Annotated in this window: 11 protein-coding genes and 4 pseudogenes; 5 read left to right on the top strand and 10 right to left on the bottom strand. The window is 51.1% G+C overall.

Annotated features, from left to right (window positions below):
* Positions 1–46 precede the first annotated feature (46 nt).
* Both norW and norV read right to left on the bottom strand, forming a co-directional pair.
* Positions 47–1195 (bottom strand): NADH:flavorubredoxin reductase NorW, encoded by a 1149-nt coding sequence (norW, locus tag IG609_RS16030; protein WP_193400168.1) that lies wholly within the window; start codon positions 1193–1195, stop codon positions 47–49.
* Positions 1196–1205: 10 nt separating this feature from the next.
* Entirely contained in the window at positions 1206–2735 is a 1530-nt protein-coding gene (gene norV, locus IG609_RS16025; protein WP_193400166.1) for an anaerobic nitric oxide reductase flavorubredoxin, read from the bottom strand.
* A 165-nt stretch (positions 2736–2900) separates the two neighbouring features.
* On the opposite strand from norV, the gene norR reads away from it, so the two are divergent.
* Positions 2901–4439, top strand: coding sequence for a nitric oxide reductase transcriptional regulator NorR (norR, locus tag IG609_RS16020; protein WP_193400164.1), 1539 nt, complete (start codon positions 2901–2903; stop codon positions 4437–4439).
* A gap of 210 nt (positions 4440–4649) precedes the next feature.
* On the opposite strand, the pseudogene IG609_RS16015 reads toward norR, so the two are convergent.
* Positions 4650–5041, bottom strand: a pseudogene (locus IG609_RS16015) (fumarate hydratase C-terminal domain-containing protein); the annotation flags it as partial.
* Here IG609_RS16015 and IG609_RS16010 point away from each other — a divergent pair.
* The 3 genes from IG609_RS16010 (at position 5041) to IG609_RS16005 (ending at position 5965) form a co-directional block, all read left to right on the top strand.
* Positions 5041–5250: a hypothetical protein gene (locus tag IG609_RS16010; RefSeq protein WP_193402002.1), complete on the top strand. Its 210-nt coding sequence runs from the start codon at positions 5041–5043 to the stop codon at positions 5248–5250. The pseudogene IG609_RS16015 and the gene IG609_RS16010 sit on opposite strands and share 1 nt — an antisense overlap.
* Positions 5251–5316: 66 nt before the next feature.
* Positions 5317–5478, top strand: coding sequence for a transposase (locus tag IG609_RS20660; RefSeq protein ID WP_193398383.1), 162 nt, complete (start codon positions 5317–5319; stop codon positions 5476–5478).
* Between the two features lie 34 nt (positions 5479–5512).
* Positions 5513–5965 (top strand): acyltransferase, encoded by a 453-nt coding sequence (locus tag IG609_RS16005; protein ID WP_193398384.1) that lies wholly within the window; start codon positions 5513–5515, stop codon positions 5963–5965.
* A gap of 31 nt (positions 5966–5996) precedes the next feature.
* Here IG609_RS16005 and IG609_RS16000 read toward each other — a convergent pair whose 3' ends face one another.
* The 5 genes and pseudogenes from IG609_RS16000 to IG609_RS15980 form a co-directional block, all read right to left on the bottom strand.
* Entirely contained in the window at positions 5997–7529 is a 1533-nt protein-coding gene (locus IG609_RS16000; RefSeq protein ID WP_250127225.1) for a flavin-containing monooxygenase, read from the bottom strand.
* On the bottom strand, positions 7526–7795 hold the full coding sequence (locus IG609_RS15995) for a SemiSWEET family sugar transporter (protein WP_145569485.1): 270 nt from the start codon (positions 7793–7795) through the stop codon (positions 7526–7528). The genes IG609_RS16000 and IG609_RS15995 overlap by 4 nt, the downstream gene beginning before the upstream one ends.
* A 6-nt stretch (positions 7796–7801) precedes the next feature.
* On the bottom strand, positions 7802–8818 hold the full coding sequence (locus IG609_RS15990) for a Gfo/Idh/MocA family protein (protein ID WP_193398386.1): 1017 nt from the start codon (positions 8816–8818) through the stop codon (positions 7802–7804).
* Positions 8815–9645: pseudogene (locus tag IG609_RS20530) on the bottom strand (HAD-IIB family hydrolase). Before IG609_RS20530 ends, IG609_RS15990 begins: the two are co-directional and overlap by 4 nt.
* Positions 9629–10875: pseudogene (locus IG609_RS15980) on the bottom strand (DegT/DnrJ/EryC1/StrS family aminotransferase). The pseudogenes IG609_RS20530 and IG609_RS15980 overlap by 17 nt, the downstream one beginning before the upstream one ends.
* A 161-nt stretch (positions 10876–11036) precedes the next feature.
* Between IG609_RS15980 and IG609_RS15975 the strand changes: the two are divergent.
* Positions 11037–11219 (top strand): annotated as a pseudogene (locus IG609_RS15975) (helix-turn-helix domain-containing protein); the annotation flags it as partial.
* Between the two features lie 396 nt (positions 11220–11615).
* Here IG609_RS15975 and fumA read toward each other — a convergent pair.
* The gene (fumA, locus tag IG609_RS15970; RefSeq protein WP_010305867.1) at positions 11616–13259 is read right to left on the bottom strand and encodes a class I fumarate hydratase FumA; all 1644 of its coding nucleotides are present in this window, start codon (positions 13257–13259) and stop codon (positions 11616–11618) included.
* 489 nt (positions 13260–13748) lie between these two features.
* Positions 13749–14627, bottom strand: coding sequence for a LysR family transcriptional regulator (locus tag IG609_RS15965; RefSeq protein WP_193398389.1), 879 nt, complete (start codon positions 14625–14627; stop codon positions 13749–13751).
* Positions 14628–14645 lie beyond the last annotated feature (18 nt).

Here is a 14645-nt window from a genome sequence, read left to right as displayed (position 1 = left end):
GCTGACCAGAAATATGTATTTTAAATGCATTATTTATTTTGCTGTGTCAGGCAGTGGTTGAACTCACGGTGGAAAGCTGCCGCAGCAGCGGAAATGCCTCTTTCATCCGCTCGCCACCGACCACAAAGGCGCGCAGCACCTGCTGACAATCCAGCGCTTTCGCCACCATCCCTTGTTTGTTCCATTCCTGCTGCCAGTGCAAATCACTGCTGGTGGTATCGCCAGCCATCTGTAAAGGAAACAGCGGCGTTTTGATTTTAACCAGCATCGGCGGCAGCGTTAGCATCTCGTTGGCACCCAGCAGGTTTTTCGCCAGCGTAATCGCGCTGAGCTGAATCGGTTGCAGGAAGGGCAGGAGCTTACCGCCAATCTCTGCGCAGTCGCCCAGCGCATAAATCTGTGGATCGCTGGTTTGTAACTGCGCATTGGTCTGGATACCTTTCTGCACCGTTAACCCCGCCGCTTTTGCCAGCTGCGTGTTGGCCTGCAAACCGATAGCGGAGAGAGTTTCGTCCACTTCGACAGCTCGGCCATCGGTAAATGTAGCCTGTACGCCGGTTTCGGTTTTCTCCAACTGTTGCAGGGTTGTGTTCAGCAGCAGAGAAACGCCCTGCTGCGTCAGCGTGAATTGCAGGCGTGAGCTGACTTCGGGCGGCATCAACGCGGGCAGAATGCTGCTGGCGCAGTCAACCAGCGTGACCTGTTTTCCTGCGCGCCCTAGATCCATCGCCAGCTCAGTACCGATGAGTCCTGCACCGAGCACCAGTACGCGTTCGGCCTGCCAGAGCCGACTTTCGTGGGTGCGGTATTCCTGCTGACTATTGAGCGTCAACATATGTTCGCGTCCCGGAATCGGCGGCACCATCGCGCTGGCACCGGTCGCGAACACCAGCTTGTGGTAATCGTAACGATCCGTGCCGCAGATGACCTGTTGTGCATGGCGGTCGATGGCGGTGACGCGCGTATTGGCCAGCAGCGCAATGCGGTTTTCTTCAGCAAACGCGGTTGCTGACATCTTGGTCAGATCGTCAGCATGCTGTTGCAGGCTCATCATATGGCTTAGATCCGGCTTGTTGTACTCATCGCCGCTGTCGGCAGTAATCAGGCGGATAGGGCAGTGTGCATCCAGCTTGCGTAGCTGCCGGATGAGCTGGCGGGCGGCAAAGCCCGCGCCAATAATCACGATATCTTTCATCATCCTCTCCTTAGCGAATCGGATTGAAAACGTCTTTGCCCAGCCCACATTCCGGGCAGAGGAAGCTGTCTGGTACGTCCGACCACATGGTGCCAGGGGTGACATCCTGCATCGGCTCACCGAGCGCCGGATCGTAGATCCACTGGCAGACGCTGCACTGCATACAGCCGTTTTCTGACTGTGCCGCCGGCTGTGTGGTTGCCTGTGGTGCAGCGACTTCATTGCATCCGCAGGCGCTCTCGGCTGGGGCGCTCACATTCTGCGGGGCGGTGGTGGTTTGCGGTGCCGCAGCGATCTGTTTTACGGGAGAGATGACGCGACGGGCAGGCGTATCATCCAGAGGATGCAGTGCCCACTGACGCGCGATTTCGCGACCGTGCTCGCGACAAATTTCCAGCGCGGAACCATCAGGACGCCATTTGGTTTTCAGCGCCAGCGTGGTTTCAAAACCGGCATCCATCAGACGGGTTTGTACGCGGTCTACCGCGCCGCCGTTCCAGCCGTAGCTGCCGAACGCCGAGGCTTTCTTGTTTTGGAAACGCAGACCGGTGATCTCTTCCAGCATGGCAGCGACCTTCGGCATCATCACGTTATTCATGGTGGATGAACCGACTAACACGCCTTTCGAGCGGAAGACCTGTGTCAGGATCTCGTTCTTGTCGTGACGGGCGACGTTGTAAATTTTTACCGCTACGCCGGGATCGACATCGTTGATACCTTGCGCAATAGCGTCGGCCATCATGCGGGTGTTATTGGACATGGTGTCGTAAAACAGCGTGATGCGATCTTCCTGATAGCTGTCTGCCCACTTCAGATACAGGTGAATGATCTGGGCAGGATCGTCGCGCCATACCACGCCGTGCGAGGTTGCAACCATCGACAGCGGCAGGTTAAAGCCCAGCACTTCGTGGATCTTGGCGGTCACCAGGCGGCTGAATGGCGTCAGAATATTGGCGAAATAGCGTTGGCACTGCTCGAACAGTTCAGTCTGATCGACTTCATCATTGAACAGGTGCTCATCGCAGTAGTGTTGGCCGAACGCATCGTTACTGAACAGCACGGCGTCCTCGGTCATGTAGGTCATCATACTGTCCGGCCAGTGCAGCATCGGCGTTTCGATAAAGATCAACTGCTTACCGTTGCCGATATCCAGTGTGTCGCCGGTTTTGACCGTGTGAAAATTCCACTCAGGGTGGTGATGGTGACCGGTAATGGAATCGATCGCATTGTAGGTGCAGTAAATTGGCGTGTTGGGAATACGCGCCATCAGCTCGCTCAGTGCCCCAGCGTGATCCTCCTCGGCGTGGTTGATCACGATGTAGTCAATCGTGTTCAGATCCACTTCCGCCATCAGGTTTTGCACAAACTCACGGCTGAATTTGTGATCGACGGTATCGATCAGCACGGTTTTTTCTTCACGGATCAGGTAGCTGTTGTAGCTGCTGCCTTGCAGCGTCTTGTATTCAGTGCCGTGAAAATCACGGACTTCCCAGTCGCGTTGTCCAACCCAGTGGATATTGTTCTTTACGTGAATCGTCATGTTCTGAAACCTCAATAGTCGTATACGGGAATATGCTGTAGAGATTGCAGGAAGTGTGCCAGTTTTTAATTTATTGATTTATAACGCTTTAATAAATATTGATTGTCAAAATGACATATTTTATTTATTGTCTTAATGACACAGGTTCTGTCATTAGGACACACCATGACACTCTCTATTAACGCCCTTGCCCGTATCGCTATCGAACTGCAAATGGGGCTATCGAATCAGGATCGTTTCCAGCGCTTAATCAACAGCCTGCGCCAACTGCTGCGCTGTGATGCCTCGGCGCTGTTGCGTTACGAGAATCAGCTGTTCCGCCCGCTGGCGATCGACGGTCTGGCACCGGATGTACTGGGACGACGCTTTCGTCTGTCCGATCATCCCCGTCTGGAGGCGATTGCCCGCGCGGGTGACGTGGTGCGCTTTCCGGCAGACAGCCAGCTTCCCGATCCCTATGACGGTCTGATCCCCAGTCAGGAGGATCTTAAGGTGCACGCCTGCGTTGGCCTGCCGCTGTTTGCCAATCAAAACCTGATCGGGGCACTGACTGTGGACGGCATGGATCCGTGTCAGTTCGACCATTTTAGCGATGAAGAGCTGCGGCTGGTGGGGGCGATGGCGGCGGCGGCGCTGAGTAACGCGCTGCTGATGGAGCGTCTTGAGCGGCAGTTGCCCGCGCCGGTGCGGGCTGAAAGTCCGGCGGCGGAAAGCGTCGAGGAAATGGTCGGGCTGTCGGAACCGATGCAGCGGTTGAAGAAAGAGGTCGATATTGTCGCGGGCTCCGATCTGAACGTGCTGATTATGGGAGAAACCGGCGTTGGTAAAGAGCTGGTGGCGAGAGCGATTCATCGTGGTTCCAGCCGGGCAAGTCATCCTCTGGTGTACCTGAACTGCGCCGCGCTGCCGGAGTCGGTTGCGGAGAGCGAGCTGTTTGGTCATGTGAAGGGCGCGTTTACCGGTGCGATCCACCATCGAACCGGCAAGTTTGAAATGGCGGATAACGGCACGCTGTTTCTGGATGAGATTGGCGAACTGTCGCTGACGCTACAGGCGAAGCTGCTGCGCGTATTGCAGTATGGCGATCTCCAGCGCGTGGGGGATGACAGCAGTCTGAAAGTGAACGTGCGCGTGCTGGCGGCGACTAACCGCGATCTACGGCAGGCGGTGCTGGATGGCGCTTTCCGTGCTGACTTGTTCCACCGTCTGAGCGTGTTTCCGCTGTCTGTACCCCCGCTGCGTGAGCGCAGTCAGGATGTGGCACTGCTGGCGGGATTCTTCTGCGAGCGCAGCCGCGTGCAACTGGGGCTGGCACGGCTGGCGCTGACGGCAGATGCGGGCGCGCTACTGGAACAATACGACTGGCCGGGGAATGTGCGCGAGCTGGAACACGCCATTTACCGTGCTACCGTGCTGGCAAGAGCGGGACAGGAATCGGGTGAGGTGCTGTTAGGCCCTGAACATTTCAATCTTGAACTTCCCTCTCAGCCCGTTCATGCGACCTCCGGTTCATCGGGCGTTATCGACACGGCACCCGCCTATTTCATCAGCGGTGGCCTGCGGGAGGCAACGGACGACTATCAGCGTCGGATCATCCAACACACGCTGGCACGCCATGAAGGCAACTGGTCATCCTGCGCAAGAGAACTAGAAATGGACAGCGGCAATCTGCATCGTCTGGCGAAGCGGTTGGGCATCAAATAAAAAACGCCCCGAAAATCGGGGCGCTGTAGACCGTAGACAAACCTCTTTACCGAACGAAAACGGGAGTAACGGAATAGAAGAGTAAAGCGTTTGCGCCATGGATGGCGCAACCCGAGCGCACATGGACGTGTTTACAGCGACTTTACGATCTATCCGTTACTCCCGCTCGGCTGGCGTTAGTGGCTAACCTCTAATCACGGTAGGAATGAGTTAACCGCATTTCACGCACTTGGCGCTCTGAATCACCTGGAAGAAGTCGTTGCCTTTATCATCGACCAGAATAAAGGCCGGGAAATCTTCGACTTCGATTTTCCAGATGGCTTCCATTCCCAGTTCAGGGTATTCGACGCAGGTCAGGCTCTTGATGCTGTTCTGCGCCAGAATCGCAGCCGGGCCGCCGATGCTGCCAAGGTAGAAGCCGCCGTGTTTATGGCACGCGTCGGTCACCTGCTGGCTGCGGTTGCCTTTTGCCAGCATGATCATGCTGCCGCCGTTGGCCTGCAATAAATCGACGTAGGAATCCATACGGCCAGCGGTCGTTGGCCTAACGAGCCGGACGGGTAGCCTTCTGGCGTTTTTGCCGGGCCTGCAGGCGGAAGTGGTGTATGACCTGTTCCATGTTGTGGCGAAGTTTGGCCGGGAAGTTATCGACAGGGTGAGGGGTGACCAGGCGAATCAGCCGACTGGGCATGAGGTGAAACTGGCAGAGTTACTGGAGCCGTTAAATACGGTGTATATGATGAAAACAGCGCTGAAAGAGCTGTGGTATGCCTCGGATAAAGATGTTGCGCAGCGTCGCTGGAATGAGTGATACAGGTAGGCACAGAAAAGTTGCATCAGGGCGTTGCAGTAGTTCGCTGATAAGTTGGAGGGTTACGTGAGCGGCATAATCGCGAGTGTCACGCATCGTCTGAATACCAGCGTACTTGATGGAATGAACAACAGGATCAAAGTGATAAAACGGATGGCATACGAATACTGGGATAACGACTACTTTTTTATGAAGATAAAAGCAGCGTTCCCCAGTAAAGTGCGATGAACCTTATTAATTAGACCTTATTCTGGATAATTCTATGAAATTGTTAGAAAGCGAAATTCGCGACGTGATTTCAGGAAATAACGTCACCATCATCAGACCTGCCAATATTTATGAATGTGAACTCAAGGATAACGTATTCATTGGCCCTTTTGTTGAGATACAGAAAGGGTGTCTAATTGGTAGTGGTAGCCGGGTTCAGTCACACACATTTATCTGTGAAAACGTAACATTAGGCATGAACTGCTTCATCGGCCATAACGTGACGTTCGCAAACGATCTGTTTCATTCCGGTGCGCCGGACCCTTCACCGAATAACTGGATCACCATTTCCCTCGGAGATTCGGTCATTGTGGGAAGCGGAGCCACCATTCTGTCACCATATATATGCAGTGGTTCCGTCATCGGCGCAGGTTCCGTCGTGGTTAAACAGATTGAGGTAAAAGGGATTTATGCAGGAAACCCAGCAAAATTAATCAGGCTATTATGAAAAGTAAAAGGGCCTGTTACGGCCCTTTTTATCAGAGATAGATTTGTGAGTATGGTAGATATGCGGAAATGGATTCTTGTGGTTCTTTACCAACTGCCGCCCTGTATTCAGCGTCAGTTATATCACCTTTGCTAAGCAAATGACTGAGAACTTCTCTCCCCAGCCCTGACAGTATCTGTATTTTTGCAGTACTGAAATCAAACATATTATCTATCATACCTGGCTCCGGAGTTACCGGCGACCTAGCCAGATAGCCAGGTTTAACCACACTGGTAATTATGTTCCAGTAAGAGGAAAAGTCCCTAGAAGGATCTGGGATGAGGCCCGCCCGCAACCCTATACGGATGGTTTCCAGCCAGCTGTCATAAAAGCGTTTAACATGCAGTGAAGCCATGTGTTCAGCGCACCAGTCCTGCATAACAATTTTCTCCGGAAGTTCTGAATTCCCAGTGAAAACATTAATAACCCATTGGCTGATAATATCAAAGTAGGGAAATGCAGCACCGAAACCAGCAGTATCTACAGGAGGATTGATGACAGCGAGAGTAGGATCTTCCGTCCAAAAAAAATGTTCATACAGCTGTTTCCTGTCAAAACCTGGAACGAACGAATAATCAGGCATTTCGTAACCGGTACAGGTAATGATGACATCATATTTTTCCTGAGTTTCGTCAACGAATTCGATACACCCTTTATCCGTGAAACGCTCTACCTGAGGTTTAACCTTTATCTGGCCAGCGGCCACGTTAGGTATGATCTTTTCGTTAACGTGAACCGCATTATTATTCGCAAGGTCTGGCAATAAACCAGATGCACGGTAGGTCTGCATGTAGTCAGGCATAATGTTATCGAGATAATCGATAAATTCTGAATAATTCATGTGACTCAACATCCACCTGCCCAAATAGGAATGCATCATATCATTCGGACCAGTTCGGAATTGTCTTGGGAGGTAGAGCCCCATTTTTTTTACCGAAATACTCACTGTATTTGCATAGGGAACAAGATCTGAAGCAATATCAGCTCCACTGACACCACCACCTATGACGAGAATATTCTGCCCTTTAAATTTTTCCGGCTCGTGGTATTCCCGTGATGAGATCACCGTTCCTGAGAAGTGTTCAGCTCCGGACAAAGCCGGCGTACGTGGTTGCCAGAGTTCACCTGTTGCAATGATGACTCTGTCAAAAACATCCTCCCTGAATCGTCCTTCACAATCACTGCTGATCAACCAACTCTCTGATGTCTTTCGGAGTGAAATCACTTCAGTATTCAGCCGGGTAGCCTCACGAATATCATCTGAACCGGCCATCGCCGAAAGATATCCGAACACCTCCTCCACACCGGGAAATGCATCGATAGATCCCGGAGGGAAGTCCGTATAATGAAACGCATCCCGAGAATTTTGCATTCGAGCGTTACGATAAGCACCACCGCTCCTAGGGTTCCATATCCCTCCTATCTGAGTATTTTTCTCAAACAAAACAACAGAATGACCTGTCTGAATAGCGTTGCGAGCTGATATCAATCCGGCGGGACCTGCACCGATGATCGCAATATTCATACGTGTTTTCTCCTGCGGTTGAGAAGTGTCATGATCAGCACCGGTGCCGCCAGAAACAATGTGACAATATTAGCGGCGAGCACAGCAAAATCAGAGCGTTGGATGCCATAAACAATCCATGAAATAACCCCGATGAGGAACATAATGTACATTACAAGGGAGATACCTTCGGTATTGCGCGTCCGGAGCGTTTTGATACTTTGAGGTGCAAACGCAAACGTCGTAAAAAATGCGGCAAACAGCCCAGTAAAAAGAATAGTGTCCATTTTCTTTCAGAATGCCTCGATAATTTCCTGGATGTGAATACCTGACGACAAATCCGCCAGCATCGGGGTTGATGTGCCTTGTTTAACAAGGGCACACCAATCGTCATGAAGATGAATAAATGAATCCGACCAGAACGGAAGTTCTCGTGGAGGGTCAGGTAAACGTTTCACACCGTCGAAACGAATAGTTTCAGTACCGGTCTCATTAAACAGGCTCAGAACCAGACTGTTTTCCTGATGAGTGGTATATCGTATCTCTCCCTTCTCAAACACGATCTGCATGTGCAGCCCCAGATTCTGCCCTGTTTCAGATTTACTGGCATGAATTCTGAAATAGGCTCCCTTCTCTGAACACCCCATCACATACCCGTTATCATCCACTTCAACCAGACCATCTGATTTTTCGCCCACACGTGTTCCCTTTACCGTCCTGATCCCGTTAAGAGCAACTGGGCTTTCGCCTATAAAACAAAACAGGTCCAAGAGATGGCAGGAGAGATCGCCCAGTGCACCACTGCTCTTGATCTGCTGGGCAGAGTCACGCCAGGTAAGGCGATGGCGAGTCAGTGCCGAATTTTTATTGAACTCTGCAGAGAAGAAATGCAGATCCCCTAATTCACGGTCTTTTATCAGGTGCATAATCGTGTCGATAACCCGGTTATATCTGTAGTTAAAGGACACGATACTGCCTTCCGGCGCAATTGTTTTAAGATAACGGGCGGAGCTTAGATCCGTTGAGAGCGGTTTTTCGCACACAAACGGTATCGGTTTATAGCGAAGAACCTCTTCAGCTACACTGACGTGGAGATGATTGGGTGTGCAGATGACGAAGCCCTGACTCATCTCCGCCAACTGCTTCAGGTGCTGACAACGAGTTACCGGCAGGGCGCTGATCTCGCTGAGTTCGCGCATGTTATCTTCACTGACATCATACAGGGCAAGCCCAGTGACCAGCTTATTGAGGGAAAGTGCATACACATGGGCGCGGGCAATACCGCCACAACCGACAATACCAATAATCATCCCTTTAACTCCCTAAGTACGCTCAGTATTCCGTGGCAATAAGCATCATCCAGACTGCTGCCGTACTGTTTAATCGCGAACGGGTCAGCATTACCCACCAGATAACCTTTCCCTGCCTTCGCAAACATGGCGAAATCATTCGCGCTGTCCCCAAATGCGATAACGGCTTCTTTCGGGAGAGTGGTTTCTTCCATGAGAAACGAAACCGCCTGATCCTTGCCACAGCAAAGGGGAATAAATTCAATATCATAGCAATCGGGGGTCTCCGGCGCTCGGATTACAGCGGGTAAACACGACACGAACACGTCGTTCATCAGCCAATGCCTGTATGAAGGAAAAATCACTGTCCATTGCCGGACCTTCAGGATAGTAATAACTGATTTTATAGGGGCCCTGATAATCCTCAGGTTGTTTGCGCAGGGGCATACCTTTTTCCATCAGCATGCCGACTATGACGTCGACGTTTTCACGGCTATATCCTGAACGTTGTATCCGTTCAGACCAGGCATCCGATGGGCAGAGCATGCCATTTCTTACCCAGTAGAATTCAGTACCTAGGCTGCAACAGATAAAATGGGGACTCCGTGAAATATAGCCTTTGGACTTACGCCAGGCCGAATCCAGATTAGTTCCCGTCACCCAACCTGCGATGATTCCTTTTTCAACAGCATTGGATACAATATAAGACTCCAGTAAGTCGACTCCCCTAATGCCTTTTTGTCAATGGACGAGGGGATGTATGTTTCGTCAAGATCGCAGCAAACAACAGTACGAATCACCGTTGGGAAAGGAAATTCAGATGGCCATTTTTCATTTAAAATAGTCATACAGTACCTCGATAACTCTGTTCTGTTCTTGAATCGACATGTGGTTATGCAGCGGAAGATGAAACAATGCAGAATGAATAATTTCTGAAGGGATGAACTGTTCAGGACTGGAATAACCTGTAGCTAGTGGATGCTCCCCACAATGAGAAAGGATTGGGTAGTAAATATCTAACTCAATTCCTCTTTCACGCGCAAATGAGAACAAAGAATCACGCTCCTCCTGACAGATCAGTACAGGGAATAGATGCCAAGTATTCTGATTTTTCTCAGGCTGAAGCGCTATTTTATGCGACAGATCTGCCAGCAGAAGATGGTAGCGTGCGGCAAGTAGAGAGCGTTTCTTTGCGTTATTTTCAAAGTGTCTGAGTTTGACACTGAGCGTGGCAGCCTGCATGTTATCCATGCGGCTGTTGAACCCCAGTCTTGGGTTTTTATATTTTTTTTACCTTCAGCAAATCCATGATAGGAATATTGTCTCGCCATGCGGGCCAGCTCGGGAGATTGAGTCAGTATCGCACCGGACTTGCCAAAGGAACCAATATTCTTGAACGGGTTAAAGCTTAGAATCAGCAAGTCACAATAATTCATGAGTGACCGGATTCCGAAGCACTGTGCTGCATCTACAATAACCGGAATATCGGCCTCGCGGGCTATGCGGTAAATGGCATCAATATGCCGGCACGAGCCGTAAAGACAGACCGGTAATACCGCTTTTGTTCTAGATGTCTTAAGGCGTGCAACTTCATCTGGAAGCATATTGAAAGACTTATCAATATTTGCGAACACCGGTACTGCCCCGACAGCCATTACAGCATTCTCAGTAGCAGCAAAGGAATTCAGAGGGACAACCACTTCATCACCGGGACCAACACCAACAGATTTAAGTGCGATTTTTAACGCATCAGTCCCGCTACTGGTGGCAATGCATGTATGTGCATTATAAAAGCTTCTTAACGCCTCTTCTATTTTCCCTATATAAGGCCCGCTGGTAAATAATCCGCTTTCAATGACATCTGAAATAATGTCTCGGCATTCCTGCCGTTCTTGACGTGAGTTGAGTCTTGATAGAGGCAGAAATGCAATATCTCCGGAGCCATCATATTCATTCTCATCATTAATTCTGCGGTAAATATCTTTAAACCGTTCCTGTAGTTCATTCTCCGTTGATGCGCTGAAAACCATTTCATTTAACACACTGACATCGTCCAGTTTTTCCATAAACACCTCCATTTGATGTTGGCTAAAAATACCTCATCGGAGGGTAATGTTTCACATTCGTATTAAGAATACGTGAATGTAGTCACAGTTATATGAACCATGTTATTGATCTGTATTGTTTTTTTTCTTATCACAATATTAAGTTTCTATCTCTAAAGGATTTTTTCTGCTAACCCGCCTATTTCATCAGCGGTGGGTTGCGGGAGGCAACGGACGACTATCAGCGCCGGATCATCCAACACACGCTGGCGCGCCACGAAGGCAACTGGTCATCCTGCGCCAGAGAACTGGAAATGGACAGCGGCAATCTGCATCGTCTGGCAAAGCGACTAAAAATAAAAAAAGATGTTTTTTAATTCGGCAGCTATCACTTTTAGATAAAAAAGATCGCTGATTTTTAGTGGCGTAAAAGGGGCTGAACCGAAAGAGGCTTTCAGGATGAGCCGCATGGATGCGGCGAAAACCAGTGCCGCGTCGGACAAAAACGTCAGAGACGTTTTTGAACAGCACATGTGCTGGCCGAAGGGCGAGTCTCATTCATGAGACGAGTCATCGCGTCACTGGTGGTCCGGTAAGAAGCCTCTGGCGGTGAAGGCATCGCGTAGCGACCCCGTTCCGCCAAAAAGCCTGAGGTCAAGGAGCAGCGGCGATTGGCTGCTCCTTGTCGGGTGCGTGCAGAGAATCTGCATGAAAATACCGATTGTTATCGCACACGAAATATTCCCTAACCCCCTAATTACAACAGGACTTGGTTAACCGCATTTCACGCACTTGGCGCTCTGAATAACCTGGAAGAAGTCGTTGCCTTTATCATCGACCAGAATAAAGGCTGGGAAATCTTCGACTTCGATTTTCCAGATGGCTTCCATTCCCAGTTCAGGGTACTCGACGCAGGTCAGGCTCTTGATGCTGTTCTGCGCCAGAATCGCAGCCGGGCCGCCGATGCTGCCAAGGTAGAAGCCGCCGTGTTTATGGCACGCGTCGGTCACCTGCTGGCTGCGGTTGCCTTTTGCCAGCATGATCATGCTGCCGCCGTTGGCCTGCAATAAATCGACGTAGGAATCCATACGGCCAGCGGTCGTTGGGCCTAACGAGCCGGACGGGTAACCTTCTGGCGTTTTTGCCGGGCCCGCGTAGTAAATCGGGTGATCTTTGATGTACTGCGGTAAGCCTTCGCCGTTATCCAGACGCTCTTTCAGCTTGGCGTGAGCAATGTCACGGCCCACGATGATGGTGCCGGTCAGGGAAAGACGGGTGGATACCGGATACTGCGACAGCGTTTTCAGGATCTCGGCCATCGGACGGTTCAGGTCGATTTTAACCGCATCGCCTTCGCCCGTTTCACGCAGGTGTTCAGGGATATATTTGCCCGGATTCTGCTCTAACTGCTCCAGCCAGACGCCCTTGCGGTTGATCTTGCCTTTGATGTTACGGTCAGCGGAACAGGACACGCCCATACCGACGGGGCAAGAGGCGCCGTGGCGCGGCAGGCGGATAATTCGCACGTCGTGTGCAAAGTATTTCCCGCCAAACTGTGCGCCCAGACCCAGATCGCGCGCGGCTTCCAGAATCTCCTGCTCCAGCGCGACATCGCGGAACGCCTGACCGTGCTCGTTGCCTTCGGTCGGCAGTTCGTCGTAGTACTTGGTCGACGCCAGCTTAACGGTTTTCAGCGTGGTTTCTGCTGAGGTGCCGCCAATGACAAACGCGATATGGTACGGCGGGCAGGCCGCGGTACCCAGCGAGCGCATTTTCTCGATCAGGAAGCTTTTCAGTTTACCTGGCGTCAGTAGCGCTTTGGTTTCCTGATACAGGTAGGTTTTGTTGGCTGAACCGCCGCCTTTGGTGACGAACAGAAATTTATAGTCTTCGCCCTCGGTACTGTAGAGGTCAATCTGCGCGGGCAGGTTAGTGCCAGTGTTGACCTCTTTGTACATATCCAGCGCGGCGTTTTGCGAATAGCGCAGGTTGTCTTCAACGAACGTGTTGTACACGCCCTTAGACAGCGCTTCGGCATCATTACCGCCAGTCCAGACGTTCTGGCCTTTTTTACCGACGATGATCGCCGTACCGGTATCCTGACAGGTCGGCAGGATGCCCTTGGCGGAAATCTCTGAGTTGCGCAGGAATTGCAGAGCTACGTATTTGTCGTTTTCGCTGGCTTCCGGGTCGTGAAGAATATCGGCAACTTGCTGCTGGTGAGCGGGGCGGAGCATGAAAGAGGCATCGTGGAAGGCTTGCTGGGCCAGAAGGGTCAACGCGGCTGGCTCGATCTTCAGGATGTCCTGACCTTCAAACTGTGCGACAGAGACAAAGTCGCTGCTCAACAGGCGATATTCGGTATCATCTTTACTGAGTGGAAACGGATCTTGGTAATAGAAGGGTTTATTCGACATTTTTTTCTCACTTGCAATTGCATCAATTAGTAAATTTTCACCTTATAGGATTCAGCATCTTATTATTAAGGCGTATTACCGCAGCACTACAGGGATGTCTCGAATACAAAAGTAGTAATCACCATAATAGTATGGTTTTTTGTCGGGAAGTACTACTTTGGTACATCACAATAATAATGATGTCGTGCATTATTTTTTCTGTGACAGACGTGCGAAACCGCCGCGCGGCTCGGGTTTCCGTGTGCAGACAACACAGGAAAATGCTCATGGTTTAGCGTGAAAATATTTCTCTTTTAATTGGCTTAATTAAGTAAAGTAAATGGTGAAATTAAAAACAATAACCATTTCATCTTTAATGTTATTCATTGGCGATATAAAGAAACCGTTATTGGTTTTTTATCGCTTCATGAAAAAACAGACCGATCACAAAAGCCACGGTGCGGTGGCCGGTAGGATTACTGATGTGATTTTGCCAATCCAGTAACGGAGTTATGGCGGCGCACTCTCTTGTTGAGCAAGGAGATTGTCGATCATCCACAGTCCTGCCGGGCCGGGTGGATGAGGTTTGGACCAGACAACGTCCACGTCAATCCACTGCGGCCAGCCCGCGACAGGCAGCTCCACCAGTTTCTGCTGGTCGTATTGCGCCACCAGCCAGCGTGGCAGAATGCTCCAGCCGTGCCCCTGCTGTGCCATTTCCAGTAGCATCAGGTAGGACGGCGCAGACCAGACGATCCCTTCCGGTTGCAGTCGGTCGCTGCGTTTATAGGTATTGAGATAGAGCTGGCGGACTGTCGCCAGTTGGCTGCGCGTCACGGTTTTTTCCGTTGTCAGCGGATGCGCTGCCGACACGAAGATGGCCATGTCGGTCTTAATCTGCAAACGTGCGGCGGCAATATCGGGCGGGTAATCCGTCTGGGCACGCACTAGCCCGACATGCGCACGGTTCATTTGCAGCAGATCGATCACGTCATCACCTTCTGCAATCAGGCATTCAAACTCAATATCAGGAAAATGCTGGGCGAAACGTTGAAGCACGAGTTCGTAGTGAGGCGCTTGCCAGATATCGGACAATACAAACGTCAGACGGGGTTCGATATGGTCGGCCAGACGGATCGCCAGCCCATCCAGCTCTTCGCTGGCGGATAAGATCGCCTGTACGTGGGAAAGCACTTTTCTGCCCGCCAGCGTGAGCACCGGCTGGTGGCCGGTGCGATCAAATAACGTCAGCCCCAGATCGGCTTCCAGATTGGCGATGGCCGCGCTGATGGTGGACTGACTTTTATGCAAGCGCCGTGCGGCGGCGGAAAACGAGCCTGCATCAACGGTAGTGACAAAAGCCAGCAGGGATTCCGGTGAATATCGCATCTTTATCTATACCCTAAA

This window comes from Pectobacterium quasiaquaticum (assembly GCF_014946775.2).
In the GTDB taxonomy this organism is placed as follows: domain Bacteria; phylum Pseudomonadota; class Gammaproteobacteria; order Enterobacterales; family Enterobacteriaceae; genus Pectobacterium; species Pectobacterium aquaticum.
The sequence above is the reverse complement of the archived record's forward strand: the minus strand, read 5'-3'. Positions and strand labels throughout refer to the sequence as shown.

Bases quoted from the DNA above. Each gene is read 5' to 3' on its own strand.
- norW (WP_193400168.1), bottom strand. From the start codon at position 1,195: ATGAAAGATATCGTGATTATTGGCGCGGGCTTTGCCGCCCGCCAGCTC.
- IG609_RS16000 (WP_250127225.1), bottom strand. From the start codon at position 7,529: ATGAATATTGCGATCATCGGTGCAGGTCCCGCCGGATTGATATCAGCT.
- IG609_RS15990 (WP_193398386.1), bottom strand. From the start codon at position 8,818: ATGATTATTGGTATTGTCGGTTGTGGCGGTATTGCCCGCGCCCATGTG.
- IG609_RS15965 (WP_193398389.1), bottom strand. From the start codon at position 14,627: ATGCGATATTCACCGGAATCCCTGCTGGCTTTTGTCACTACCGTTGAT.
- norR (WP_193400164.1), top strand. From the start codon at position 2,901: ATGACACTCTCTATTAACGCCCTTGCCCGTATCGCTATCGAACTGCAA.
- norV (WP_193400166.1), bottom strand. From the start codon at position 2,735: ATGACGATTCACGTAAAGAACAATATCCACTGGGTTGGACAACGCGAC.
- fumA (WP_010305867.1), bottom strand. From the start codon at position 13,259: ATGTCGAATAAACCCTTCTATTACCAAGATCCGTTTCCACTCAGTAAA.
- IG609_RS16005 (WP_193398384.1), top strand. From the start codon at position 5,513: ATGAAATTGTTAGAAAGCGAAATTCGCGACGTGATTTCAGGAAATAAC.
- IG609_RS15995 (WP_145569485.1), bottom strand. From the start codon at position 7,795: ATGGACACTATTCTTTTTACTGGGCTGTTTGCCGCATTTTTTACGACG.